Genomic DNA, 22,832 nt, shown 5'->3' on the forward strand with positions numbered 1-22,832 from the left:
CGATGAGTAAGGGGAGCATTACATTCGGTGAGTCTCCACGCGCCGGGGTACGGAGGCACTCGTAGGGCGCATGGGCCGGTCGGAGGGGGTATGGGCGCCTTTGGGGCGTACTCGGGAACGATGCTCCGAACGAGTGATCACCAGGCGCCCGGCAGCGGGAGTACGGCGTCGTAGGGTCTGGTGCCATGACCTCCCACACCCCTGCGGACACCTTCCCCCGGCAGTACGCGCGGACCCTGCGCTACACCGTCGGCGCGCCCCGCTCCTTCTCCGTCGCACCGGACGGCTCGCGGGTCGTCTTCCTGCGCTCCCGATCGGGCGGCGACCGGGCCAACCTGCTCTGGACCCTCGACACCGCCACCGGCGAGGAGCGGATCGCCGCCGACCCGGCCGTGCTGCTCGGCGGCGGCGAGGAGGACCTCTCGCCCGCCGAGAAGGCCCGCCGCGAGCGCAGCCGCGAAGGCTCGGCCGGCATCGTCGGCTACGCCCTGGACGCGGCCGGCCGGCTGGCCGCCTTCGCCCTCTCCGGCCGGCTGTTCACCGCCGACCTGGCCACCGGCGCCACCGCCGAACTGCCCGCCCAGGGCCCGCTGCTGGACCCGCGGGTCTCCCCGGACGGCAGCCACGTCGCCTACGCCAACACCGCCGGCGAACTGCGCCTCACCCGCGCCGACGGCACCGCCGACCGGGTGCTCGCCGAGCCCGACGGCCCGAACGTCACCTGGGGGCAGGCCGAGTTCATCGCCCAGGAGGAGATGAGCCGCGACCGGGGCTTCTGGTGGTCCCCCGACGGCGACCGGCTGCTGGTCGAGCGCGCCGACGACACCCCGGTGCGCCGCTGGTGGATCGCCGACCCGGCCAACCCGCAGCGCGAGCCCGCCGAGGTCGCCTACCCGGCCGCCGGCACCGCCGACGCCGAGGTCGGCCTCTGGGTGCTCGACCTGGACGGCGGCCGCACCGAGGTGGTCTGGGACCGCACGGCCTTCCCGTACCTCGCCCGGGTGCACTGGTCCGCGGGCGGCGTGCCGCTGCTGCTCGTCCAGTCCCGCGACCAGCGCAGCCAGCTGGTCCTCGGCCTCGACGTGGCCACCGGCGCCACCGAGGTGCTGTTCGAGGAGCGCGACGACGCCTGGCTGGAGCTGTTCCAGGGCGTCCCGGCCTGGACCCCGGACGGCAAGCTGGTCCGGATCTCCGACGAGGGCGGCGTGCGGGCGCTGGTGATCGGCGACCAGGCCGTCACCGGGGCCGACCTGCACCTGCGCTCGGTGGTCGCCGTCACCGACGCCGAGGTGCTGTTCACCGCCTCCGGCGGCGCCGCGGAGACCGACCCCGAGCCCGGCTGGATCGCCGTCGGCCGGATCAGCCACGACGGCAAGCGGCTCGGCTGGGAGTCCGCCAACGGCCGTCCGTTCACCTCCGTCACCAGCGCCGTGCACGCGGGCGGGATCACCGTGCGCGCCACCGCCGAGCCCGACCTGCCCGGCACCCTCGTCCAGGTCGCCCGCGACCTGCCCGAAGGCGTGGTCGTCGACGACGTCGCCACCATCGCCTCCTACGCCGAGACCCCGGTCATCACCGCCCGCCCGGTGTTCCGCTTCGCCGGCGAGCGCCGCATCCCGGCCGCCGTCTTCCTGCCCACCGGCTACGACCGCGAGCGGGACGGCCTGCTGCCCGTCCTGATGGACCCGTACGGCGGCCCGCACGGCCAGCGCGTCGTCCAGGCGCACAACCCGCACCTCAACTCGCAGTGGTTCGCCGACCAGGGCTTCGCCGTGGTCGTCGCCGACGGGCGCGGCACCCCCGGCCGCAGCCCGGCCTGGGAGAAGTCCATCGCCTTCGACTTCGCCGGGGCCACCCTCGACGACCAGGCCGACGCGTTGCAGGCGCTCGCCGAGGAGTTCCCGCTGGACCTCGGCCGGGTCGCCATCCGCGGCTGGTCGTACGGCGGCTACCTCTCCGCGCTCGCCGTGCTGCGCCGCCCCGACGTCTTCCACGCGGCCGTCGCCGGCGCGCCGGTGACCGACTGGGAGCTGTACGACACCCACTACACCGAGCGCTACCTCGGCCACCCGGCCGAGCGGCCCGAGGTGTACGCGGCCAACTCGCTGACCGGCTACGCCGCCGGGCTGGAGCGGCCGCTGATGATCATCCACGGCCTGGCGGACGACAACGTGGTCGCCGCGCACACCCTGCGGCTGTCCTCCGCGCTGCTCGCGGCCGGCCGCCCGCACACCGTGCTGCCGCTGTCCGGTGTCACGCACATGACGCCGCAGGAGGAGGTCGCGGAGAACCTGCTGCTGCTCCAGGTCGACTTCGTGAAGCGCGCGCTGGGCCTCTGACACCCAGCCTGACCTGCGGTCGTGCGGCCGGTACCCCTGACCCGGGTACCGGCCGCAGCCATGACATCCGTCATACCGAAGGCACGACGGCGGACACTGCCGCCGCACCCCGCCCGCACGGGACTCTGAGGTGGTGCGAACGACACCGATCGCGACACCGATCGCGACCACGGGCGCGACACCACCAGGGGAGAAGAGCGGGACGATGAGCACCGAAGTGGCCGCCTTCCGCGGCGTCGGCAAGAGCTACGGGCGGGTGCGCGCCGTGGACGACCTCAACCTCGTGCTGCGCCCGGGCGAGACCGTCGCCCTGCTCGGCCCGAACGGCGCCGGCAAGTCCAGCAGCCTTGACCTGCTGCTCGGCCTGCGCCAGCCCGACCAGGGCAGCGTCACGCTGTTCGGCGGCACCCCGAGGGAGGCGATCGCGGCCGGCCGGGTCGGCGCGATGCTGCAGAGCGGCGGGCTGATGGCCGACGTCAAGGTCCGCGAACTGGTCGAGCTCGCCCGCGACGTGCACCCGCGCGGCCGGTCGGTCGAGGAGGTGCTGGCCGACGCCGGGATCACCGAACTGGCCGAGCGCCGGGCCGACAAGCTGTCCGGAGGCCAGGAACAGCGGGTCCGCTTCGCGCTCGCGATCGCGGGAGACAGCGACCTGATCGTGCTGGACGAGCCCACCACCGGCATGGACGTCACCGTCCGGCAGGCGTTCTGGGCGAGCATGCGGGCGCAGGCCGACGCCGGGCGCACGGTGCTGTTCGCCACCCACTACCTGGAGGAGGCGGACTCGATCGCCGACCGCGTCCTCGTCCTGCACCGGGGCCGGCTGATCGCCGACGGCAGCGCCGCCGAGATCAAGGCGCGCGCCGGAGCCCGTCGGGTCGCCTTCGAACTCCACGACGTGGACGGGGAGTTCGACGAAGGCGTGCTGCGCCTGCTGCCGGGCGTGCAGTCCCTGGACGTCACCGCCCGGGTGCCGGGCGTGCGGACCGTCCGGATCCGCACCGTGGACGCCGACGCCAGCGTCGCCGGGCTCTACCGGGCGGGCCTGTACCCGCGCGGGCTGGAAGTCACCGGCCTCGGCCTGGAACAGGCCTTCCTGACCATCACCGGCGCGCAGGACCAGCACGAGGACGCGAAGGAGACCGTGCGATGACCACCCTGATCCGGCTGGAGATCCTGCGGACCTTCCGCAACCGGCGCTACCTGGTCTTCACCATCGCCTTCCCGGCGCTGATGTACTTCTTCTTCACCCACGCCTACGGCTCCTCCCCACTGGCCGGCGGCCTGTCGGCGAAGACCTACTTCATGGTCTCGATGGCCACCTTCGGCGCGGTCGGCGCGGTGCTCACCGGCAGCGCGCAGCGGATCTCGCTGGAGCGCAAGAGCGGCTGGGTGCGCCAGCTGCGGCTCACCGCGCTGCCCGGCCGGGCGTACACCCTCGGCAAGATCGCGGCGAGCTCGGTGACCACGCTGCCGGCGATCCTGGTGGTCTTCGCGCTCGGCGCGGTCCAGGGCGTGTCGCTCGGTGCGGCGCAGTGGGCCGGTCTGGCGGCGGCGCTGTGGCTGGGCAGCTTCGTGTTCGCGGCGCTCGGGGTCGCGCTCGGGTACGCGGCGGCGCCGGACTCGGTGCAGACCATCGTGATGATCACGTACATGGTGATGGCGCTGTTCGGCGGGACGTGGTTCCCGGTGAGCGGCTCGCTGGAGAAGTTCGCCCGGTTCAACCCGGTGTACCTGTACAACCAGCTGGCCGCGTTCACCCAGCCCGGGCACTCCCTGGACACCGGCGCGATCGCCGGGCTGGCTGCCTTCCTCGCGGTGTTCGTCGTCGCCGCGGCGGCGCTGTACCGCCGCGACACCCGCCAGGCATGATGACCGGCATGACCGAGCCGCGCCAGACCCGCCGATCCGACGAGCAGCCGGAGGCGGGTCCGGCGCGCACGTCGTTCATGACCGTCCCGGGCTCGCCGATCGAGACCAGGCGGCAGCTGCTGGTCAAGGTCAGCTGGATGCTGCTGTGGACGATCTACCTGGCCTACCCGGTGGGCAACCTGCTGCACGGCGGGCACGGGACGGCCGCCCGGGTGTTCGGCTGGCTCTGCCTGGCGGTCTTCGTCGGCAGCTACGTCCTGCTGGTGATCTTCCGCTCGATGGTCGGGATGCGGCCCCGGGCCTGTCGGCTGATCGTCGCGATGATGGTCGTGCTCGCGAGCGTCTCGGCCTTCGTCCTCGGTGAGGCCTTCCTGACCCTCTTCACCTACGCCTCGGTGTGCGTCGCCGTGATCCTGCCGGTGCGCTACGCGCTGCCCGGTGTCGCCGCCATGGCCGCGCTCACCGCCACCGTCGGCGTGCTGAGCCACGCCGGCGGCGACACCATCCCCACCCTGGCCCTCACCTCCTTCCTCGCCGGCGCCGCGATGACCGGCATGCAGCGGCTGGTCGCCACCATGAAGGAACTGCGCGAGGCCCGCGCCGCCGTCGCCCACCTGGCCGCCTCCGAGGAACGGCTGCGCCTCTCCCGCGACCTGCACGACCTGCTCGGGCACTCGCTGTCGCTGATCACGCTGAAGAGCGAACTGGCCGGGCGGTTCATGGACGCCGGCAAGGACGAGGCGGCGCGGGCGCAGGTCGCCGACATCGAGCAGGTCGCCCGGCAGTCGCTGATCGACGTCCGGGAGGCGGTGACCGGCTTCCGCCGCCCCACCCTGCCGGTCGAACTCGCCGCCGCCCGCACCGCGCTGGCCGCCGCACAGGTCAGGCTGGAGGCCGCGCCGGAACTGGCCGACACCTGGCCGGGGCTCGCCGACGAGGAGGCGGGCGCGCTGGCCTGGGCACTGCGCGAGGCCGTCACCAACATCGTCCGGCACGGCGAGGGCGCCACCGTCTGCACCGTCACGGCCGACGAGAGCTGGGAGGGCGGCGGCGAGCGCTACGCCGTCCTGGAGATCGCCGACGACGGGCGCGGACCGGGCAAGTCCCAGCCGGGCAACGGGCTTTCGGGCCTGGAGGAGCGACTGGCCCTGGTCGGCGGCCGGCTGGAGGCCGGGCCGGGCGAGCGGGGCCGGGGCTTCCGGCTCCGGGCCTTCGTCCCGCTGCGGACGGTCACCGAGCCGGCCGGCACGGAACCCGGCCGGTCGGGTTGACCGTCCTCCCCGGCATGGCTACCGCACTCATCCTCGGTTTCGACCCGCACACCGTCCCCGGCATGGACGGCGACGGCCTGCGGGCCGTCCTCGACGCCGAACTCGCCCGCTTCGCCGACCACGGCATCGACGCGGAGATGGTCCTGGTCGCGCCCGACGAGACGGCCGGGCCCGCGATCACCGCCGCCCTCGCCGGCCGGGACTGGGACGTCGTCGTCATCGGCGGCGGCATCCGCAAGCCCGAACCCGCCCTGCCCTTCTTCGAGCTCGTCGTCAACCTCGTCCGCCGCCACGCCCCGCAGGCCGCCATCGCCTTCAACACCAGTGGCTCCGACAGTGTCGAGGCCGCGCAGCGCTGGCTCTGACCCACGCCGGATTCCTACGCCGACGGCCGGCCGTCGGCGAGGGCTCGGCCGAACCGGAGCGCGGGGCGGTCGTCGAGGGTGAGTTCGGCGACGACCGCGAAGCCGTTGCGGGTGAGGACGGTCTGCGAGGCGAGGTTGTCGAGGGTGGTGACGGCGGTCAGCGACGTGAGGGCGTAGTCCGCGGCGGACAGCCGGCAGAGGTGGGCGACGGCGGTGGTGGCGACGCCCCGGCCGGTCGCGTGTTCGCCGACGCGGTAGCCGAGTTCGGCGGTGCCGTCGGCGATGTCGACGAGGTTGACGCGGCCGAGGACGGCACCGGCCGCGTCGAGGACGACGTGGAACCGGCAGACGCCGGCGTCCTGTTCGGCGAGCAGGGCGGCGTGGCGGGCCGGGAACTCGGCGAAGTAGGCGTCGCCGCGGTCCGGAACGGTCCGCGCGAACCAGGCGCGGTTGGCGAGCTCGAAGGCCAGCAGGGCGTCGGCGTGGTCCGGGCGGAGGCGTTCCAGGTTCAGCATGCCGCCAGTCTGGCCCGCAGGCCTTCGGCGAGCCAGGCGAATACCGTCCGCGGCCTCTCCGGCACCCCTCTAAGGTCGTGGCCATGAGTGACATTCAGAACGGGGCCCTGATCCGCGTCCTCCTCGCCGAGGACCAGGGGATGGTCCGGGAGGCGCTGGCGGCGCTGCTCGGGCTGGAGGGGGACATCGACGTCGTCGCGCAGGTGGGGCGCGGGGACGAGGTGGTGGCGGCGGTGCTGGCGCACGAGGTGCAGGTGGCCGTGCTGGACATCGAGATGCCGGGGATGACGGGCATCGAGGCGGCCGCCGAACTGCGCCGGAACGCGCCGGGGACGAGGGTGGTGATCGCGACGACCTTCGGCCGGCCGGGGTACCTGCGGCGGGCGATGGAGTCGGGGGCGGACGCGTTCCTGGTGAAGGACGCGCCGGCCTCGGAGCTGGCGGAGGCGATCCGGCGGGTGCTGCGCGGGGAGCGGGTGATCGATCCGGTGCTGGCGGCGGCCGCGCTGGCGGAGGGGGCGAACCCGTTGACGGCGCGCGAGCGGGACGTGCTGGGCGCGGCGGCGGACGGGGCGGTGAACGCGGACATCGCGCGGCGGCTGCACCTGTCGGAGGGGACGGTCCGCAACTACCTGTCGATGGCGATCCAGAAGACCGAGGCCCGCAACCGCACCGAGGCGGTGCGGATCGCCCGGGAGAAGGGCTGGCTCTGAGCGCGCCCCGGCTGGCTCCGAGCGCGCCCCCGGCTGGTTCTGGGCGCGCCCCCGGCTGGCTCCGATCGCGTTCCCGCACGGTCGTCAGTTGAGCCGGTGCCGGGCGGCCCGGGCCTCCTGGCGGACCTTGGCGGCGGTGTCGGGGTCGAAGGTGTCGAGGATCTGCGCGAAGGCGTCCATCTCGGCCGAGCCGCCGAGGAAGTCGCCGGTGCGGACGAGGAGTTCGGCGCGTTCGAGGCGGAGCTGGGCGGGGTGGCGGGGCAGCAGGAGGGCGAGTTCGGTGGCCCAGAGCTGGGTGCGGGCGTGTTCGGGGCGGTCGGCGGCCCAGGCGCGGATGTTGCCGAGCACGCGCAGCACGAGGTCGAGCGGCTGGGCGGGGGTGAGCAGGTCGGGGCTGAACTCCTGCCCGGCGCCGCGGACCAGGCGTTCGGCGTCGTCCGGGTCGAGCAGCCGCCCGCCGTGGAAGGGGTCGGCGAGCACGTACTCGTCGCCGCCGCCCGGCCCGCCGACGGCGACGATGACGTGGCCGGGCAGCGCGATGCCGTGGACGGCGAGCCCGGCCCGCCGCCCGACCGCCATCCACACCAGGGACAGCATGATCGGCAGTCCGCGCCGCCGCCGCAGCACGTCGGGCAGCAGCGAGGATTCGAGCCGCCGGTAGTCGGACTGCCGCCCGTGAAAGCGTTCCCGCCCGCCGAGGACGGCGGCGAGCAGGGCGGCGGTCTCCTCCGGGCCGGCGGGGGCGCGTTCGGCGACGGCGAGCCGGACGGCGCTCGCGTGCCGGTCGAGGGCGGCCTCGCAGGCGGCGAGCAGGGCGTCCACGCTGGGCGGTTCCCCGGGGTCGTCCGGGTCGAGGACCGGGCCGTGTTCGGCGGCGGCGAGCAGGCAGAGCAGCACCGGGTCGGGATGCTCGGCGCGGGCGGCGGTCCGGAAGCGGTCTCTGCTCTGCTCGGTCACGGTGACGGCGACGGCTTTCGTACGACGGGCGGGCAAAAGGCGGGCGAGGAGCGGCGGGCGGGGCGCGGCGGTGCGGGCGGGCGGTGCTACCCCTGGGGGAGAAGGGCGTAGTGGTAAGTGTGACTGGTCGTGAAGCCGAGTCCGTCATAGAGCGCGATCGCCCCGGTGTTGTCCGCCTCGACCTGGAGGTATCCACCGGTCGCCCCCTCCTCGGCGGCCCGGGCGGCGAGCACCGCCATGACGGTCGTGGCCAGCCCGGCCCGCCGGGCGTACGGCGCGACCTCGATCGCGCCGAAGCAGGCCCAGGGCCCGTCGACGACGCAGCGTCCGATCGCCAGCGGCGGCTGTCCGGGGGCGCCCGGCACGGTGGCGAACCAGACCGACGGCCCGCCGTGCAGCACCTGCCGGGCGGCCTGCTCCAGCGCCTCGTCCTCGCCGACCCGGCGGTAGAGCGAGAGCCAGGCCGGGTCGGCGGTCCGGGCGAGCCGGACCCGCTCGGGCCCGGAGCCGGCCCGGGCGAGTCCGGCCAACGGGGCGGTGCGCACCAGGGTGGGCGCGTAACGGGCTCCCAGCCGGTCGAGCTCGGCCCGCAGCTCGTCCGGCGAGCCCGGGGTGATCACCTCGACGTACGCGGGAAGGCCGCGCGCCGCGTACCAGCGGCGGACGGCGGTGAGCGCGTCGGGCAGCGGCAGTCCGGGGTCGCCGAGCGCCTGGACGGAGTTGGCGCGCCGGGTGAACCCGGCCGAGGCGCGCAGCGTCCACGCGCCGAGCGGCTCCTGTTCGACGGCCGGCCAGCCGCGGGCCGCGATCCGTTGGAGTTCGACGGGCGTGGCGGCGGGCAGCGGTGCGCGCCGGGCCGGGAAGAGCGGCACGACCTTGCCCGCGACCAGCAGCTTCTCGGGGAAGGAGACGGGGTCGCCGGTCCGCGGAGCGACCGTCAGTCCATGATCGTCCCACGATGTGAGCACGCCGATCGAATCCCGGAACACCGGCCGGTCGTCCACGAACCCCGAGAGGCGCCGGACGGACACGCGTCGTCCCACGTCAGAGCGATCTATCCGGACCTCCGGACGGTCCTGGGCCGGGCCGCCTGCCGTCATCTGGGCACCTCCTGTGCATTTGCGGTCTCCGACCCGCGATACTAGGGGCGGGCATCGACGACGCCGCGCTCACCGCGCACGCGAGCAGAACAGAACGGGCCGCCACGGCCCTTCCGAGGAGGAACGACAGCGTGACCTACGTCATCGCGCAGCCTTGTGTCGACGTGAAGGACAAGGCGTGCATCGAAGAGTGCCCGGTTGACTGCATCTACGAGGGCGAGCGATCGCTCTACATCCACCCGGATGAGTGTGTCGACTGTGGCGCTTGCGAGCCGGTCTGCCCGGTCGAGGCGATCTTCTACGAGGACGACACCCCGGAGGAGTGGAAGGACTACTACAAGGCGAACGTCGAGTTCTTCGACGATCTGGGTTCGCCCGGTGGCGCCTCGAAGCTGGGCCTGATCGAGCGCGACCACCCCTTCATCGCCGCTCTGCCGCCGCAGAACGCCGACCACTGACGATCGGTGGCATCTGAGCTGTGAACACCAACAGCACGCGCGCGCCGTTCCCGGGTCACCCGGGGGCGGCGCGCCGCCCATCTGGCCGAGGAAGGCTGTCCGACCTCCTGCCGGTCTTCCCCTGGGACAAGCTGGAGCCGTACAAGGCGACCGCGCTGGCCCACCCGGGCGGTCTCTGCGACTTCTCGGTGGGCACCCCGGTGGACCCGGTCCCCGAGGTGATCCAGAAGGCGCTGGCCGCCGCCACCGACACGCCGGGCTACCCGACGGTGTGGGGCCCGGTGGAGCTGCGCGAGGCGATCGCCGGCTGGCTGCACCGCCGCTGCGGCGCCGAGATCGGCCCGCAGGCCGTGCTGCCGACCGTCGGCTCCAAGGAGCTGGTGGCCTGGCTGCCGACCCAGCTCGGCCTCGGCCCGGGCGACCAGGTCGCCTACCCGCGGCTGGCCTACCCGACGTACGAGGTGGGCGCGCGGCTGTGCGGCGCGGAGCCGGTCGAGTACGACTCGGTGGACGAGCTGGACGGTTCGCGGGTCCGCCTGCTCTGGGTGAACTCGCCGTCCAACCCGACCGGCCGGGTGCTCGGCGCGGACGAGCTGCGCCGGGCGGTCGCCTGGGCCCGGGAGCACGGGGCGCTACTGGTCAGCGACGAGTGCTACCTGGAGCTGGGCTGGTCCGCCGAGCCGGTCTCGGTCCTGCACCCGGACGTCTGCGGCGCGGGCCACGAGGGCCTGCTGGCCGTCCACTCGCTCTCCAAGCGCTCCAACCTGGCCGGCTACCGCGCCTCCTTCGTGGCGGGCGACCCGGTGGTGGTCAGGGAGCTGCTGGAGGTGCGCAAGCACGGCGGCATGATCGTGCCGGCGCCGGTCCAGGCGGCGACGATCGCGGCGCTGTCGGACGACGCGCACGTGGCGGAGCAGCGGGAGCGGTACGCGGCCCGGCGCTCGGCGCTGCGGGCGGCGCTGGAGGCGTACGGCTTCCGGGTCGAGCACTCGGAGGCGAGCCTCTACCTGTGGGTGACGCAGGACCGCCCGTGCTGGGAGACCGTGGCCGAACTGGCCGCACTGGGCATCCTGGTGGCGCCCGGCGACTTCTACGGGCCGGCCGGCGAGCGTTTCGTCCGGGTCGCGTTCACCGCGACCGACGAGCGGGTGGCCGCGGCCGTGGAGCGGCTGAACGCGGCCCGCTGACCGACGCCGAAGGGGCCGGTGTTCCGAGAGCGGAACACCGGCCCCTTCGCCGTACCCCGGGCGGGTTACAGCGGCAGGCCGCTGATGCTGCCGCCGTTCACGCCGCCCAGCAGGCCGCCGATCGGGCCGAGCGCGCCGGTGAGGCCGGACAGCGGGTTGTTCGGGCCGAGGTCGGCGCCGCCGAGGCGGTTGGCCGAGCCGTGCTCGGCCAGGCCCAGGACGTCGGTGCCGGGCAGGGCGGGCAGCGCGCGCGCGACGGAGCCGAGCGGCAGCGCGTCGGTGACGGCGTTGGTGCCGGGGACGGCGCCGGCGAGCTTGTCGGCGCCGGGCAGGCCCTTGGCGATGGCGCCGGTCTGGGCGAGCCCGCCGACCGGGCTGGCCGCGGCGCTGCGGGTGCCGACGCCCTTGCCGGTGACGGCCTCGCCGAGCTTGCCGGCCAGTGCGGAGGCGACCTTCGGGGTGACGGCGGAGAGCTGGCCGGTGGTGGCGGCGGTCTGGTCGACCGGGGCGGTCAGCGAGCTGGCCTTCTCGTTCGCCTCGGGGAGCTGGTGGGCGACGATGTTGCCGGCGGCGTCGGCGGAGGCCGGTACGCCCGCGGCGACGGTGGCGGCGCCGGTGCTGCCGGCGGCCTGGCCCAGCTGGTGGGTGGTGTGCTGGAGGGTGGAACCGGTGTCGGTGTTGGTCAGCTGGCCCAGCGGCGCGGCCAGGTCGCTCTTGGGCAGCAGGGCGTCGCCGCCCAGGGCGGACGCGGAGCCGGCCGCGACCAGCGGGGTCGCGCCGGCCGCCACGAGCAGCGCGGCGCTGGCGATCCGTCGCGTGAGGGGGTGAGACATGGGGCTCCTCGGAGGGTCTGGGTCCGTCACGTCCGCCGGGCGGACTGACGGTGTTACCGCTTGAGAAGCCAGATGGTTTCGGCCTGGACCAGGAAAGTGTCTGACCGACCATCGGATCGTAGGACCGGCGTGACGGCGTCTGGAGGGGTCCGTACGGCCCCGTGGACCCGGCCCCGGGCAAGGGGAGTGACGGTTCTCCGGCGGGGCCGCCACGGCGGGCTCCCGGTCCACCGGGGTTGACCGGATTCACCCGTCCGGCGGCCACCCGAACGTCAGTGCGTCAGCCCTTGTCGGACGTGGCGAGGGTGACCTGAACGAGCTTGGTCGACGTCCCGGAGGTCTGCGGCTGCCAGCCGTCCTCCGACTTGGTCTTGCGCCAGATCTTCCCGTCGTAGGCGACCGTCGCTATGCCCAGCTGCTGGGCCTGGGCGACCGCCCAGTGGGCGACCTCCCAGCCGCTCGCCCGCTCGGCGGTGATCCCGCCGTCGGTTCCGTCGGTCGAGGAGGTCAGCGCGGCGGCGGACGGGTCCGGGGTGAGCGAGACCGCGTTCTCGGCGCCCTTGATGGTCGAGGCGTACCCGGTGGCCGGGGTCACGGTGCGGCCGAACTCGCGGCGCACCCGGTCGGACAGCACCTGGGCCCGGTCCGCGGCGGTGGGCTGGACGGCGGCCGGGGAGACGGTGGAGCCCGCCGCGGGGGAGGGCGAGTCGGCCGGATCCGGCTTGGCGTAGTCGTGCACCACGCAGGAGAACGAACCGGGCTCCCGGCCGGCCAGCGCCGAGGTGAGCAGCGTCGCCTTGGTCTCGTGCTTGGCGTACGCCTGCGGGTAGCCGCTCTTCTGCACGGCCTGGGCCGCGTCGGTCAGCGGCAGCCGGGTGTAGCCGGGCACCTTGACCAGGCCGTCCAGGAACTTGTTGGTCGCGTAGACCGGGTCCCCGATCTGCTGCGCCGTGCCCCAGCCCATCGAGGGCCGCTGCTGGAACAGGCCGATCGAGTCCCGGTCGCCGCCCGCGAGGTTGCGCAGCTTGGACTCCTGCATCGCGGTGGCCAGCGAGATCGTCGTCGCCCGGTCCGGCAGTCCGCGCGAGCGCGCCACCGCGGCGATCGTCGCGGCGTTGGCCGCCTGCGGGAGCTCCAGCGTGCCGCTGCCGGCCGCGGTCTTCACCGAGCAGCCCTCGGGCTCGCCCTGTTTGAAGCCGAACCACCAGATGCCGACCACGGCCAGTCCCGCGACCAGCGCGAGGCCGAGCAGGCCGACGATCACGAGCAACAGCGCGCGCAGTGGACCGCGGCGGGGGGGCGCCAACTCCTCGCCCAGCTCCTCGCCGCTCTTTCTCCTGGCCACCGTCGCCCCTCTCGCGCCTTGCTTCTTGATCCGACACCGTACCCACTCGGACGGGTGTGCGGCGCCACCCGGTTGCGGTTGCCGGTCCGCTCGCTCCGGGGCGGGCCCGCGCGCGCCGCGTCACGGAAGCGCCACACGGGGTGCACGCCACGCGGACTAGGCTGGCGCCATGAGCAGCCCGAACCCGACGCCCCTGGACCTCACCCTCGACGGCGGCGCGCTGACCGCCCGGCTCGTCGACTTCCCGTCGGTGAGCGGCGACGAGCAGGCGCTCGCCGACGCCGTGGAGACCGCGCTGCGCGGCTACCCGCACCTGACCGTGGACCGGTACGGCAACAACGTGGTCGCCCGCACCACCCTCGGCCGCCCCGAGCGCGTCCTGCTCGCCGGCCACCTGGACACCGTGCCGATCGCCGACAACGTGCCCTCCCACGTCGAGGGGGACCTGCTCTACGGCTGCGGCACCTCGGACATGAAGTCCGGCGTCGCCGTCCAGCTGCGGCTCGCCGCCACCCTGCCCGAGCCCAACCGCGACCTCACCTTCGTGTTCTACGACTGCGAGGAGGTGGAGGCCCACCGCAACGGCCTCGGCCACCTCGCCAGGGAGCGCCCGGACTGGCTGGCCGCCGACTTCGCGGTGCTGATGGAGCCGAGCGGCGCGGTCGTCGAGGGAGGCTGCCAGGGCACCCTGCGGGCGCAGATCCGGCTCACCGGCGTGCGCGCGCACTCGGCCCGCAGCTGGCTCGGCGACAACGCCATCCACCACGCCGCCGAGGTGCTCACCCGGCTCGCGGACTACCGGCCGCGCCGGGTGGAGATCGACGGCCTGGAGTACCGGGAGGGCCTGAACGCCGTCCGGATCGACGGCGGCGTGGCCGGCAACGTCATCCCGGACGAGTGCGTCGTGACGGTCAACTTCCGCTACGCGCCGGACCGCAGCGAGGCGGAGGCGGAGAAGCACGTGCGCGAGGTCTTCGACGGCTTCGAGCTGACCGTCACCGACTTCGCCCCGGGCGCGCTGCCCGGGCTCGCCCAGCCGGCCGCCCAGGCCTTCCTGGAGGCCACCGGAGGCCAGGCCCGGGCCAAGTTCGGCTGGACCGACGTCGCCCGGTTCAGCGCGCTGGGCGTCCCGGCGGTCAACTACGGCCCCGGTGACCCGAACCTCGCGCACAAGCGGGAGGAGCACTGCTCGCTGAGCGCCATCGCGGAGACCGAGGAGCGGCTGCGGGCCTGGCTGACCAGCTGAGGTGCCGTTCCGATGATCGGCCGGTCCGACCGGCCGATCATCGGCTGAGCGCCATCTTCCGGTCGCCCAACCGACCTTCCCCTGTTGCCTGAAAACCGGGATCACCGGACGTAGGGTTTCGTCATGACAGGCACAGGAGACGAGAAGCACTACGGACACGGCCCCGAGCAGGTCGGCGCGCCGCGGAAGAAGAAGGCCTGGCCCGAGAAGCAGAAGGGCCCGGTGCTGGTGCGCCGGGACCAGGTCGGCACGAGCACCACGGACCAGCGGCTGCTGGACACCACCGGCCCGACCGACTGGCTGCACACCGATCCGTGGCGGGTGCTGCGGATCACCTCCGAGTTCGTCGAGGGCTTCGGCGCCCTCGCCGAACTCCCGCCGGCGATCAGCGTCTTCGGCTCCGCCCGGACCCCGGCCGACTCGCCCGAGTACGAGGCCGGCGTGGCCATCGGCCGGGCCCTCGCCGAGGCCGGCTACGCGGTGATCACCGGAGGCGGTCCGGGTGCCATGGAGGCCGCCAACCGCGGCGCCTCCGAGGCCGGCGGCCTCAGCGTCGGCCTCGGCATCGAGCTGCCCTTCGAGCAGGGCCTCAACGAGTTCGTCGACCTCGGGCTGAACTTCCGTTACTTCTTCGTCCGCAAGACGATGTTCGTGAAGTACTCCCAGGGCTTCGTGGTCCTGCCCGGCGGGCTCGGCACGCTGGACGAGCTGTTCGAGGCGCTCACCCTGGTGCAGACGAAGAAGGTCACCCGCTTCCCGGTGATCCTCTTCGGCAGCGCGTACTGGGGCGGCCTCTACGAGTGGCTGAAGAACACCCTGGTCGCGCAGGGCAAGGCGGCCCCGCACGACCTGGAGCTGTTCCACATCACCGACGAGATCGACGAGGTCATGAAGATCCTCGCCGACACCCGCCGGCCGACCAACCAGATCTAGGCCGGACAGGCCTGGGCCCCCGGCCCTCCGGGCCGCCTACGCCAGCCCCCGGCGGGCGACCGCCGGGGGGCGGGTGCCCCGGATCGAGGCGACCATGTCCAGCACCTGGCGGGTCTCCGCGACCTGGTGGACCCGGTAGACCTGCGCGCCCAGCCAGGCCGAGACCGCGGTGGTGGCCAGGGTGCCGAGCAGCCGCTCGTTCACCGGCCGGTCCAGCGTCTCGCCGACGAAGTCCTTGTTGGACAGCGAGACCAGCACCGGGAAGCCGGTCGCGGTCATCTCCGGCAGCCGCCGGGTGGCCTCCAGCGAGTGCCGGGTGTTCTTGCCGAAGTCGTGCCCCGGGTCGATGATCACCGCGTCCCGCCGCACACCCAGCCCCACCGCCCGCTCGGCCAGCCCGACGGTCACCCGCAGGATGTCCGCCATCACGTCCTGGTAGCCGATCCGGTGCGGCCGGGTGCGCGGCTCGGCGCCGCCCGCGTGCGTGCAGACCAGCCCGACGTCGTGGCGCGCGGCCACCTCGGCGAGCTTCGGGTCCACCCCGCCCCAGGCGTCGTTCAGCAGGTCGGCGCCCACCTCGCAGACCGCCTCGCCGACCTCGTGCCGCCAGGTGTCGACGCTGATCACGGCCTCCGGGTGGCGCTTGCGCAGCTCGGCCACGAAGGGCACGGTGCGCCGCAGCTCCTCCTCCACCGTGACCTCGTCACCGGGCCCGGCCTTCACCCCGCCGATGTCCAGGATCGCCGCTCCCTCGGCCATCGCGCGGTCGGCGGCGGCGAACGCGGCCTCGTCCGCGAAGGTCGCCCCCCTGTCGAAGAACGAGTCCGGCGTCCGGTTGACGATCGCCATGATCACCAGCTCGTCGTCACCGAATTCCCGCGGTCCCAGGCGCAGTGCCACCGATGTCTCCTCCACAGCTGCTGCGGGTGCGATGATGGCCCCCGGCCTCACAGGGACCATGCTGTCATGATCAGTTTGGTCGGGGGCACTTCGCAGCAGGCCGGCCGGGAGTTCGGGAGGACAGCTCGTGTTCTGGGTGATCGTGGTCGCCATGGCCGTGGTGGTCGGCGGCGCCGCGCTGGTGGCGCTCGGCGGGGGCGGCTCGATGCCGGAGGCGGTGCAGGACCGCATCGCCGCCCGGCTGCCGCAGGACCGTCCGCTGAGCAAGGCGGACGTGGACGACCTGCGGCTGCCGATGGCCGTCCGCGGCTACCGGATGGACGAGGTCGACGACGTCCTGGACCGCCTCGGCGCCGAACTCGCCTACCGCGACTCGCGGATCGCCGAACTGGAGGCCGCCGGGCACCTGCGCGGCGCGGTCGAGGCGACCGACGGCCCGGACGCCGGCGCCGAACCGCTGCCCGGCCTGGAGGAGTTCGCGAAGGTGGTCGAACCGGCCGTCGCGCTCACCAAGGAGCGGCCCGAGCAGGAGCGGCCCGAGGACGCGAAGCCGGTGAACGACCGGTGACCGCTCCCGCCGAGGGCGCGGTGCTCGGCGCGGACGGCCTGCGCCGCTGCGCCTGGGGCGAGTCGACCGACGACTACCGCGCCTACCACGACACCGAGTGGGGCCGTCCGGTGCACGGCGACGACGCCCTGTTCGAGCGGGTCTGCCTGGAGGCGTTCCAGTCCGGGCTGTCCTGGCTGACCATCCTGCGCCGCCGGGAGGGCTTCCGGTCCGCGTTCGCCGGCTTCGGGATCGCCGCGGTCGCCGAGTTCGGCGAGGCGGACGTGGAGCGGCTGCTCGCCGACACCGGCATCATCCGCAACCGGGCCAAGATCGAGGCCGCCATCGCCAACGCCCGGGTCGCCCGCGACCTGGACGGCGGGCTGGACGCGCTGATCTGGCGGTTCGCCGGAGCCCCGGACCGGCCGGCCCCCCGCACGATGGGGGAGGTGCCGGCCGTCACGCCCGAGTCGACCGCGCTCGCGAAGGCCCTGAAGAAGGAGGGCTTCCGCTTCGTCGGCCCGACCACCGCCTACGCCCTGATGCAGGCCTGCGGCCTGGTCGACGACCACCTGGCGGACTGCCACGTCCGCACCGCGCGCCCGGTGTGATCCGAAGAGGGCCGCTGGGCGCGCCCTAGCGGCCCAGGTAGGTCGGCTTCTCCTTGGCGATGAAGGCGCGGACCGCGATCCGGTGGTCCTCGCTCTCGCCGGCCAGGGTCTGCAGCTCGTCCTCCTTGTCGAGCAGTTCGTCCAGCGAGTGCGAGGCGCCGTACGCCAGCGACTCCTTGATGGCGCCGTAGGCCACCGTGGGGCCCGCGGCCAGCTCCCGGGCGAAGGCCCGCGCGGTGGTGGCGAGCTCCCCGGCCGGCACCACCCTGGTGGCCAGGCCCAGCTCCAGCGCCTCGGCGGCCTTGACCGTCCGGGGCAGCATCAGCAGCTCGGTGGCCCTGGCGTGCCCGACCAGCCGGGGCAGCGTCCAGGAGGCGCCCGAGTCGGCGGTCAGGCCGATCCCGGCGAAGGCGGTGTTGAAGCCGGCCCGGTCGGAGAGGACCCGGAAGTCGCAGGCGAAGGCCAGCGAGGCGCCCGCGCCGGCCGCCACCCCGCCGACCGCGGCGACGGTCGGCTTGCGCATCCCGGCCAGCGCCCGCACCAGCGGGTTGTAGTGCTCGGCGACGGTGCCCAGCGGGCTCTGGCCGGTCTCCTCGGCCCGCTTCAGCGCCGTCAGGTGCTCGTTCAGGTCCTGCCCGACGCAGAACGCGCGCTCGCCGGCCCCGGTCAGCAGCACCGCCCGCACCGCCGGGTCCGCGGCCGCGGCGGCCACGGCGTCCCGCAGCGCGACCTTGGTCGCGACGTCCAGGGCGTTCATCGCCTCCGGGCGGTTGATGGTGATGACGGCCAGGCCGCCGTCCAGCTCGTACAGCACGGAATCGGACATGGGCGAGGGCTCCCTGTGGTCGGCTCGGTGTCGGTCGTGTGCCAGGATGCCGGAGCGGACGGCCGGGTGGGGAGTGTGAGGTATCGCACCTTTCGACGGCCCGCGCGCCGCCGCCACGCCGGGGCTTATGACGGCAATTGCGGCGCTTGGGGGCGGTCCGGCCGATGTTGCACCGAGAGTGATGTTGGTCATCAGCCCGTGGCATGCGGGATAATGGCTTCCGATCAATGCGTTCGATACCGGCGGTGGACGGACTGCCGGTGCGTAGCTGAGCGGTTGCAGGAAGGGGAACGAGCATGGCGGCCATGAAGCCGCGGACGGGTGACGGCCCGCTCGAAGTCACCAAAGAGGGACGGGGCATCATCATGCGCGTTCCGCTCGAAGGCGGCGGACGCCTTGTGGTGGAGCTCACACCTGACGAGGCCGACGCCCTCGGCGAGGCCCTGAAGAAGGCCTGCGGCTGACCGCAGCGGGTGCTCGTCATCTCCTGGAGATGTGCTGCCGGGCCCGGGTACGACGTCATGTCGGCCCGGGCCCCGCGGCGTTTGGGGCCCTGCTCGGCCGCCCGGTGGCCGCCGTCCGGGGCGGCGGGGCCGCCGCCTGACGGTCCGGCTGCCTGACGGCCCTGCCGCTCGACGGTCCTACCGCTTGATGGCGCAGAGCAGCCCGTCCGAGACCGGCAGCAGCGCCGGCAGCAGCGCCTCGCTCTCCCGGACGTCCCGGACCAGGTCGCGCACCGCGCCCGTCTGGGGGTCCTGCAGCTCCGGCTCGGCCAGCCGGCCCTCCTGGAACACCCCCTCGAAGCAGACCATCCCGCCCGGCCGCAGCAGCCGCATCGCCTCCAGCAGGTACTCCCTGGACTCGGCCGGGTCGCCGTCGCAGAACACCAGGTCGTACTGGCCGTCGGCGAGCCGGGGCAGCACCTCCAGCGCCCGGCCCGGTATGAACCGCGAGCGGTTGGCCGCGAATCCGGCCGCGTGGTACGCCTCGCGGGCCAGTTGCTGGCGCACCGGCTCGGAGTCCACCGTGGTGAGCACGCCGTCCGGCCGCATGCCGCGCAGCAGGTAGACCCCGGAGACGCCCGTCCCGGTGCCGATCTCGGCCACCGCCTTGGCGTCCAGTGCCGCGGCCAGCAGCCGCAGGCACGCCCCGCCGCTGGGCCCGATCGCCCGTATCCCGGTGCGCGCGGACTGCGCCCGGGCGTAGGTCAGCACCGCGTCCTCGCCGACGTAGGTGTCGGCGAGGGCCACACGCGCGGGCCCGAACTCGCTGATGGCTGCCTCTTTCGGAGCCCCGGGTTACGGCCCGGTGCCGAGGGAAGTCGATATTTCCTGGCACAGATTACTGGCCGACCGGGAACCGCGTACGGCGGCGGGCCGTTGTCACGAAGGACCGGGTACGGGAGACCTCCCGGGCACTTTTATCCGGGCTTGACGGGTGAGGTGGATATGGTGGTGGCCCTGCTGGGCAGAAGAGCCGACCGAGGAGGTGTGGCCGAGGGCGACGTCCCCGTGCGGCGGCACTCCCGCGGCACCGCGTCGGCCCGTACGCCGAAGCCCGTGATGAACCAGCCTGCGCACTCCGACCTGGACCAGCCCGCCGCCGCGACGCCGGCCGCCGGTACCACCGAGGCCCCCGCCCTCGCGACCTTCACCGAGGGCCCCGACGCGCAGACCTGGACTCCGCCCTCCTGGGAGGAGATCGTCGAGGCGCACAGCGCCCGGGTCTACCGCCTCGCGTACCGCCTGACGGGCAACCAGCACGACGCCGAGGACCTCACCCAGGAGGTCTTCGTCCGGGTGTTCCGTTCGCTGTCCACCTACACCCCCGGCACGTTCGAGGGCTGGCTGCACCGGATCACCACCAACCTGTTCCTGGACATGGTCCGCCGCCGCCAGCGCATCCGCTTCGACGCGCTCGGCGAGGACGCGGCCGAGCGGCTCGCCTCCCGCGAGCCCAGCCCGGCCCAGCACTTCAGCGACACCCACTTCGACGCCGACGTGCAGCACGCCCTGGACACCCTCGCCCCGGAGTTCCGCGCCGCCGTGGTGCTCTGCGACATCGAGGGACTGTCCTACGAGGAGATCGCCGCCACGCTGGGCGTCAAGCTCGGCACCGTCCGCAGCCGCATCCACCGCGGCCGCTCGCACCTGCGCGCCGCGCTCAAGCACCGTGCCCCCGGCTCGGCCCCCGGGCGCGAGCGCCGCGGCGGCTCGGAGGAGCCGGTGCCGGTCGGCGCCGCCGTCGAGGGCGCGCTCGCGCCGGGTGCGCGCGGACGGAGGCGATCGTGAGCGGAACCGGCCGGTCCGGGCCGGGCCAGCCGGATCCGTCCGGCCGGTCCGCGGCCAGGCGGGGCTGGGCCCTGCCCGGCCGCCGCGGCGGCGACGAACCGGGCGAGCCCGTCCTGCCCGCGCTGCCGCTGCCGGGCGAGACGGCGCTGCGCGCGGTGCCGGTGCGCCCCGCCGAGCCGGCCGCCGAGGAGCACCACCTCGGTGAGCGCCTCTCCGCGTTCCTGGACGGCGAACTCGGCCACGACTCGCGCGATCGCGTCCAGGCCCACCTGGCGACCTGCCCGCAGTGCCTCGCCGAGGTCGACGCGGGCCGGGCCGTCAAGCACCTGCTGACCCGCACCGGCACCCCCGGCCCGTCCTCCGGCCTGATGGCCCGGCTGATGGCCGTCGGCGGCCTGCCCGAGGACGATCCGGCGGACGCCGACTGGCCCGTCCGCCGCGGCAGCCGCGGTGACGACGACGACCTGCCCGGCGGCGGGGTCGCGGCCGGCGGCACGCTCGGCGGCAGCCGGCTCACCGGCGGCTCCTTCGGCCGCGGCGCAGGCGCCTCCTTCGGCGCGGGCGCGCTCGGCGCCGACACCCCGGTGCCCGGGGTCGACCCGCGGGCGTTCGGGCGCGGCGGCGCGGTGCTGCGGCCCCTGATGGGCCGGCGCAACGGCCGCCCCGAGGCCGCGGCCCGCCCCGAGAGCACCGTCCGGCCCCGCCCGGCCGCCGCCGTACGCTCCGCCGCGCCGCGCGGGCGCCGCTTCGTCTTCGCCGCCGCGGGCGCCTTCTCGGTCGCCGCGGTCACGCTCGGCGGGGTCGGCGGCCTCAGCGCGCAGAGCGAGGACCAGCACGGCAACCCGGTCAGCACGGTCGGCAACAGCGGCGGCACGGGCCGTAGCGGGGGCCTGGTCCCGATGACCGCGCAGATCCCGGTGGACTTCCCGGCCCACCCCGTCGCCGCGACCCGCGACGCGACGCCGCCGCCGGCCTCGGAGCGCAACTCGGGCGGCCTGCCCGCACTGCGCCAGCAGACCCGCTAGGCCCTGTCCGTACCTAGAGCGCCGCTCGCGCCCCGGTCGCGACGATCTCGGCCATCGGCAGGTCTTTACCACGGCTTCATCGCAGCGTGGACCATGGACCCGCCGATGGCCATTACCCTGTAGGGACCGTCGTCCGACGAGCTAGGGAGCTTAGGTGTTCAGCGATGTAGGCGGGCTGGAGATCCTGACCCTGGCCGTGATGGCGATCATCATCTTCGGCCCCGACAAGCTGCCGAAGCTGATCCAGGACACCATGGGCTTCATCCGGAAGGTCCGTTCCTTCGCCGACAACGCGAAGGAGGACATCCGCAGCGAGCTGGGCCCCGAGTTCAAGGACTTCGAGTTCGAGGACCTGAACCCCAAGACCTTCGTCCGCAAGCAGCTCATGGGCGGCGAAGAGGACCCGCTGGGCCTCAAGGAGATGAAGGACTCGCTCGACATCCGCTCGGTCCTGGACGACAAGCCGGCGGCGCCGGTGAACGGCCGCAGCGGCAGCGTCAGCTTCGAGAAGGCCGCCGCCCCGGTGGCGGCCTCCACCGGGGCGCCGTTGCAGCCCGGCGAGCGGCCCCCGTTCGACCCCGACGCGACCTGACCGGCCCCCGGTCACACCCCGTACGACCACGCCACCGCCCCGCCCGGCCGCCCCGCTGAGCGGGGCGGCGGCGTGTGCGCCGCTATTGTGCTGATTGTTCCCGCTGAGCCGTCCGTCACATTCCGCGCTGTCGCGGACCAGGAACGGCTCCCGGGAACGCCGCGGTACGCCACGATGGGAGCGCGCCACGGCAGGCAAACGTGTGTTTGAGGAGGCCCGGGGATGGACGCGACGAGTCAGGCGGTGGGGACGACGGCCACGGCCGGCGGCCCGGTGGTCGGCGGGCAGGCCGGCCCGGCGGACCCGCTGGTGCCCTACCTGTCCGCCGACTTCCCCTGGTACGGCCTGGACGACGGCTGGACCGGCCGCCGCTACCTGATGCAGGCCGGCGCCGGAGGCCCCCGGGCCGGGGCGCCCGGCAGCGTCGACTACGGCAGCCTCGGCCACGGCGAGGAGCCGGCCAGGCAGTACGAGCCGCGCGACATGCGCAGGTTCGCGGTCGTGGTCACGGTGGCCCGCCGGGACAGCCGCCGCAGCGCCGACAACACCGGCACCCTGGAGGCGACCTCCGCCTCCTCCGCCGCCTGGCTGGCCGGCTCGGGCCTGCTCGCCTCGACCTGGCCCGGCCAGCTCGACCGCGCGCTGCGCCAGGACTGGCTGGACCAGCAGAGCACCCTCGCGTGGGACCTCGCCGACGACCTGGCCGGCCCCGGTTGGTCCACCCTCAGCCTCCCGGTGAACGGCCTGCCGCAGCCCTTCCGCTACCGCGAGTCCGAGTACGGCTGGGTGCTCGCCGGCGAGGCCCCGGGCGTCCTGCTCGGCGCCTACGGCCGCGGCGTCAGCGCCTACGGAGCCGGCTTCGCCACCGCCCCCGACCTGACCGCCTACACCCGCCCGTAGGGCGCG

The 22,832-nt window shown here is 74.2% G+C and carries 25 protein-coding genes; 17 read left to right on the forward strand and 8 right to left on the reverse strand.

Features of this window, described 5'->3' with window-relative positions; translation table 11 throughout:
* The first annotated feature begins 185 nt into the window (after positions 1-185).
* The 5 genes from AB0O19_RS21385 to AB0O19_RS21405 all read left to right on the forward strand — a co-directional run bounded on the left by AB0O19_RS21385 (position 186) and on the right by AB0O19_RS21405 (position 5,847).
* Positions 186-2,339, forward strand: coding sequence for a prolyl oligopeptidase family serine peptidase (locus AB0O19_RS21385; protein ID WP_363621438.1), 2,154 nt, complete (start codon positions 186-188; stop codon positions 2,337-2,339).
* A gap of 205 nt (positions 2,340-2,544) precedes the next feature.
* Positions 2,545-3,492 carry an ABC transporter ATP-binding protein gene (locus AB0O19_RS21390; RefSeq protein WP_363621441.1) on the forward strand — a complete coding sequence of 316 codons (948 nt, stop codon included), beginning with the start codon at positions 2,545-2,547 and terminating at the stop codon, positions 3,490-3,492.
* On the forward strand, positions 3,489-4,211 hold the full coding sequence (locus AB0O19_RS21395) for an ABC transporter permease (RefSeq protein ID WP_363621443.1): 723 nt from the start codon (positions 3,489-3,491) through the stop codon (positions 4,209-4,211). The genes AB0O19_RS21390 and AB0O19_RS21395 overlap by 4 nt, the downstream gene beginning before the upstream one ends.
* 8 nt (positions 4,212-4,219) lie before the next feature.
* Positions 4,220-5,482 (forward strand): histidine kinase, encoded by a 1,263-nt coding sequence (locus AB0O19_RS21400; protein ID WP_363621445.1) that lies wholly within the window; start codon positions 4,220-4,222, stop codon positions 5,480-5,482.
* 14 nt (positions 5,483-5,496) lie between these two features.
* On the forward strand, positions 5,497-5,847 hold the full coding sequence (locus tag AB0O19_RS21405; RefSeq protein ID WP_363621447.1) for a hypothetical protein: 351 nt from the start codon (positions 5,497-5,499) through the stop codon (positions 5,845-5,847).
* A gap of 14 nt (positions 5,848-5,861) precedes the next feature.
* On the opposite strand, the gene AB0O19_RS21410 is transcribed toward AB0O19_RS21405, so the two are convergent.
* Positions 5,862-6,362 (reverse strand): GNAT family N-acetyltransferase, encoded by a 501-nt coding sequence (locus AB0O19_RS21410; RefSeq protein WP_363621448.1) that lies wholly within the window; start codon positions 6,360-6,362, stop codon positions 5,862-5,864.
* Between the two features lie 83 nt (positions 6,363-6,445).
* On the opposite strand from AB0O19_RS21410, the gene AB0O19_RS21415 reads away from it, so the two are divergent.
* Positions 6,446-7,075: a response regulator transcription factor gene (locus tag AB0O19_RS21415; RefSeq protein ID WP_063347943.1), complete on the forward strand. Its 630-nt coding sequence runs from the start codon at positions 6,446-6,448 to the stop codon at positions 7,073-7,075.
* Between the two features lie 84 nt (positions 7,076-7,159).
* Here the strand turns inward: AB0O19_RS21415 and AB0O19_RS21420 are convergent, their stop codons facing one another.
* Positions 7,160-8,032, reverse strand: a complete 873-nt coding sequence (locus tag AB0O19_RS21420) for a transglutaminase-like domain-containing protein (RefSeq protein WP_350879909.1) — start codon at positions 8,030-8,032, stop codon at positions 7,160-7,162.
* Positions 8,033-8,118: 86 nt separating this feature from the next.
* On the reverse strand, positions 8,119-9,132 hold the full coding sequence (locus AB0O19_RS21425) for a GNAT family N-acetyltransferase (protein WP_363621450.1): 1,014 nt from the start codon (positions 9,130-9,132) through the stop codon (positions 8,119-8,121).
* 131 nt (positions 9,133-9,263) lie between these two features.
* On the opposite strand from AB0O19_RS21425, the gene fdxA reads away from it, so the two are divergent.
* Entirely contained in the window at positions 9,264-9,590 is a 327-nt protein-coding gene (fdxA, locus tag AB0O19_RS21430) for a ferredoxin (RefSeq protein ID WP_030061559.1), read from the forward strand.
* 95 nt (positions 9,591-9,685) lie between these two features.
* Positions 9,686-10,777, forward strand: a complete 1,092-nt coding sequence (gene dapC, locus AB0O19_RS21435; protein WP_363621504.1) for a succinyldiaminopimelate transaminase — start codon at positions 9,686-9,688, stop codon at positions 10,775-10,777.
* 65 nt (positions 10,778-10,842) lie between these two features.
* Here the strand turns inward: dapC and AB0O19_RS21440 are convergent, their stop codons facing one another.
* Both AB0O19_RS21440 and AB0O19_RS21445 read right to left on the reverse strand, forming a co-directional pair.
* Positions 10,843-11,610 carry a hypothetical protein gene (locus tag AB0O19_RS21440; RefSeq protein WP_363586759.1) on the reverse strand — a complete coding sequence of 256 codons (768 nt, stop codon included), beginning with the start codon at positions 11,608-11,610 and terminating at the stop codon, positions 10,843-10,845.
* 280 nt (positions 11,611-11,890) lie between these two features.
* A complete protein-coding gene (locus AB0O19_RS21445) occupies positions 11,891-12,955 on the reverse strand; it encodes a hypothetical protein (protein ID WP_363621453.1) in 1,065 nt (354 codons plus the stop codon).
* Positions 12,956-13,124: 169 nt separating this feature from the next.
* Between AB0O19_RS21445 and dapE the strand changes: the two genes are divergently transcribed.
* Entirely contained in the window at positions 13,125-14,201 is a 1,077-nt protein-coding gene (gene dapE, locus AB0O19_RS21450; protein ID WP_363586757.1) for a succinyl-diaminopimelate desuccinylase, read from the forward strand.
* Between the two features lie 123 nt (positions 14,202-14,324).
* Positions 14,325-15,134, forward strand: a complete 810-nt coding sequence (locus tag AB0O19_RS21455) for a TIGR00730 family Rossman fold protein (protein WP_350879904.1) — start codon at positions 14,325-14,327, stop codon at positions 15,132-15,134.
* Between the two features lie 36 nt (positions 15,135-15,170).
* On the opposite strand, the gene folP is transcribed toward AB0O19_RS21455, so the two are convergent.
* Positions 15,171-15,983 (reverse strand): dihydropteroate synthase, encoded by an 813-nt coding sequence (gene folP, locus AB0O19_RS21460; RefSeq protein WP_363586766.1) that lies wholly within the window; start codon positions 15,981-15,983, stop codon positions 15,171-15,173.
* 178 nt (positions 15,984-16,161) lie between these two features.
* Here folP and AB0O19_RS21465 point away from each other — a divergent pair, with 178 nt between their 5' ends.
* Both AB0O19_RS21465 and AB0O19_RS21470 read left to right on the forward strand, forming a co-directional pair.
* Positions 16,162-16,602 (forward strand): DivIVA domain-containing protein, encoded by a 441-nt coding sequence (locus AB0O19_RS21465; protein ID WP_363586755.1) that lies wholly within the window; start codon positions 16,162-16,164, stop codon positions 16,600-16,602.
* Positions 16,599-17,192 (forward strand): DNA-3-methyladenine glycosylase I, encoded by a 594-nt coding sequence (locus tag AB0O19_RS21470; RefSeq protein WP_363621455.1) that lies wholly within the window; start codon positions 16,599-16,601, stop codon positions 17,190-17,192. Before AB0O19_RS21465 ends, AB0O19_RS21470 begins: the two co-directional genes overlap by 4 nt.
* Before the next feature lie 25 nt (positions 17,193-17,217).
* On the opposite strand, the gene AB0O19_RS21475 is transcribed toward AB0O19_RS21470, so the two are convergent.
* Positions 17,218-18,018, reverse strand: coding sequence for an enoyl-CoA hydratase-related protein (locus tag AB0O19_RS21475; RefSeq protein ID WP_363621457.1), 801 nt, complete (start codon positions 18,016-18,018; stop codon positions 17,218-17,220).
* Between the two features lie 296 nt (positions 18,019-18,314).
* On the opposite strand from AB0O19_RS21475, the gene AB0O19_RS21480 reads away from it, so the two are divergent.
* Complete coding sequence (locus tag AB0O19_RS21480; protein ID WP_014137929.1) at positions 18,315-18,482, forward strand: DUF3117 domain-containing protein; 168 nt, start codon at positions 18,315-18,317, stop codon at positions 18,480-18,482.
* Between the two features lie 177 nt (positions 18,483-18,659).
* On the opposite strand, the gene AB0O19_RS21485 is transcribed toward AB0O19_RS21480, so the two are convergent.
* Positions 18,660-19,268 carry a class I SAM-dependent methyltransferase gene (locus tag AB0O19_RS21485; protein ID WP_350879900.1) on the reverse strand — a complete coding sequence of 203 codons (609 nt, stop codon included), beginning with the start codon at positions 19,266-19,268 and terminating at the stop codon, positions 18,660-18,662.
* 198 nt (positions 19,269-19,466) lie between these two features.
* Between AB0O19_RS21485 and sigE the strand changes: the two genes are divergently transcribed.
* The 4 genes from sigE to AB0O19_RS21505 all read left to right on the forward strand — a co-directional run bounded on the left by sigE (position 19,467) and on the right by AB0O19_RS21505 (position 22,826).
* Positions 19,467-20,309 (forward strand): RNA polymerase sigma factor SigE, encoded by an 843-nt coding sequence (gene sigE, locus AB0O19_RS21490; RefSeq protein WP_350879899.1) that lies wholly within the window; start codon positions 19,467-19,469, stop codon positions 20,307-20,309.
* Positions 20,306-21,334, forward strand: a complete 1,029-nt coding sequence (locus AB0O19_RS21495; protein WP_363586752.1) for a zf-HC2 domain-containing protein — start codon at positions 20,306-20,308, stop codon at positions 21,332-21,334. Before sigE ends, AB0O19_RS21495 begins: the two co-directional genes overlap by 4 nt.
* Before the next feature lie 154 nt (positions 21,335-21,488).
* The gene (locus tag AB0O19_RS21500) at positions 21,489-21,926 is read left to right on the forward strand and encodes a sec-independent translocase (protein ID WP_363621459.1); all 438 of its coding nucleotides are present in this window, start codon (positions 21,489-21,491) and stop codon (positions 21,924-21,926) included.
* A gap of 222 nt (positions 21,927-22,148) precedes the next feature.
* Entirely contained in the window at positions 22,149-22,826 is a 678-nt protein-coding gene (locus tag AB0O19_RS21505; RefSeq protein ID WP_063347930.1) for a hypothetical protein, read from the forward strand.
* Positions 22,827-22,832 lie beyond the last annotated feature (6 nt).

This window comes from Kitasatospora sp. NPDC091276, from assembly GCF_040684355.1.
In the GTDB taxonomy this organism is placed as follows: Bacteria; Actinomycetota; Actinomycetes; order Streptomycetales; family Streptomycetaceae; genus Kitasatospora.

Bases quoted from the DNA above. Each gene is read 5' to 3' on its own strand.
- AB0O19_RS21385 (WP_363621438.1), top strand. From the start codon at position 186: ATGACCTCCCACACCCCTGCGGACACCTTCCCCCGGCAGTACGCGCGG.
- AB0O19_RS21390 (WP_363621441.1), top strand. From the start codon at position 2,545: ATGAGCACCGAAGTGGCCGCCTTCCGCGGCGTCGGCAAGAGCTACGGG.
- AB0O19_RS21395 (WP_363621443.1), top strand. From the start codon at position 3,489: ATGACCACCCTGATCCGGCTGGAGATCCTGCGGACCTTCCGCAACCGG.
- AB0O19_RS21400 (WP_363621445.1), top strand. From the start codon at position 4,220: ATGACCGAGCCGCGCCAGACCCGCCGATCCGACGAGCAGCCGGAGGCG.
- AB0O19_RS21405 (WP_363621447.1), top strand. From the start codon at position 5,497: ATGGCTACCGCACTCATCCTCGGTTTCGACCCGCACACCGTCCCCGGC.
- AB0O19_RS21410 (WP_363621448.1), bottom strand. From the start codon at position 6,362: ATGCTGAACCTGGAACGCCTCCGCCCGGACCACGCCGACGCCCTGCTG.
- AB0O19_RS21415 (WP_063347943.1), top strand. From the start codon at position 6,446: ATGAGTGACATTCAGAACGGGGCCCTGATCCGCGTCCTCCTCGCCGAG.
- AB0O19_RS21425 (WP_363621450.1), bottom strand. From the start codon at position 9,132: ATGACGGCAGGCGGCCCGGCCCAGGACCGTCCGGAGGTCCGGATAGAT.
- AB0O19_RS21440 (WP_363586759.1), bottom strand. From the start codon at position 11,610: ATGTCTCACCCCCTCACGCGACGGATCGCCAGCGCCGCGCTGCTCGTG.
- dapE (WP_363586757.1), top strand. From the start codon at position 13,125: ATGAGCAGCCCGAACCCGACGCCCCTGGACCTCACCCTCGACGGCGGC.
- AB0O19_RS21455 (WP_350879904.1), top strand. From the start codon at position 14,325: ATGACAGGCACAGGAGACGAGAAGCACTACGGACACGGCCCCGAGCAG.
- folP (WP_363586766.1), bottom strand. From the start codon at position 15,983: ATGGCGATCGTCAACCGGACGCCGGACTCGTTCTTCGACAGGGGGGCG.
- AB0O19_RS21475 (WP_363621457.1), bottom strand. From the start codon at position 18,018: ATGTCCGATTCCGTGCTGTACGAGCTGGACGGCGGCCTGGCCGTCATC.
- AB0O19_RS21480 (WP_014137929.1), top strand. From the start codon at position 18,315: ATGGCGGCCATGAAGCCGCGGACGGGTGACGGCCCGCTCGAAGTCACC.
- sigE (WP_350879899.1), top strand. From the start codon at position 19,467: ATGGTGGTGGCCCTGCTGGGCAGAAGAGCCGACCGAGGAGGTGTGGCC.
- AB0O19_RS21505 (WP_063347930.1), top strand. From the start codon at position 22,149: ATGGACGCGACGAGTCAGGCGGTGGGGACGACGGCCACGGCCGGCGGC.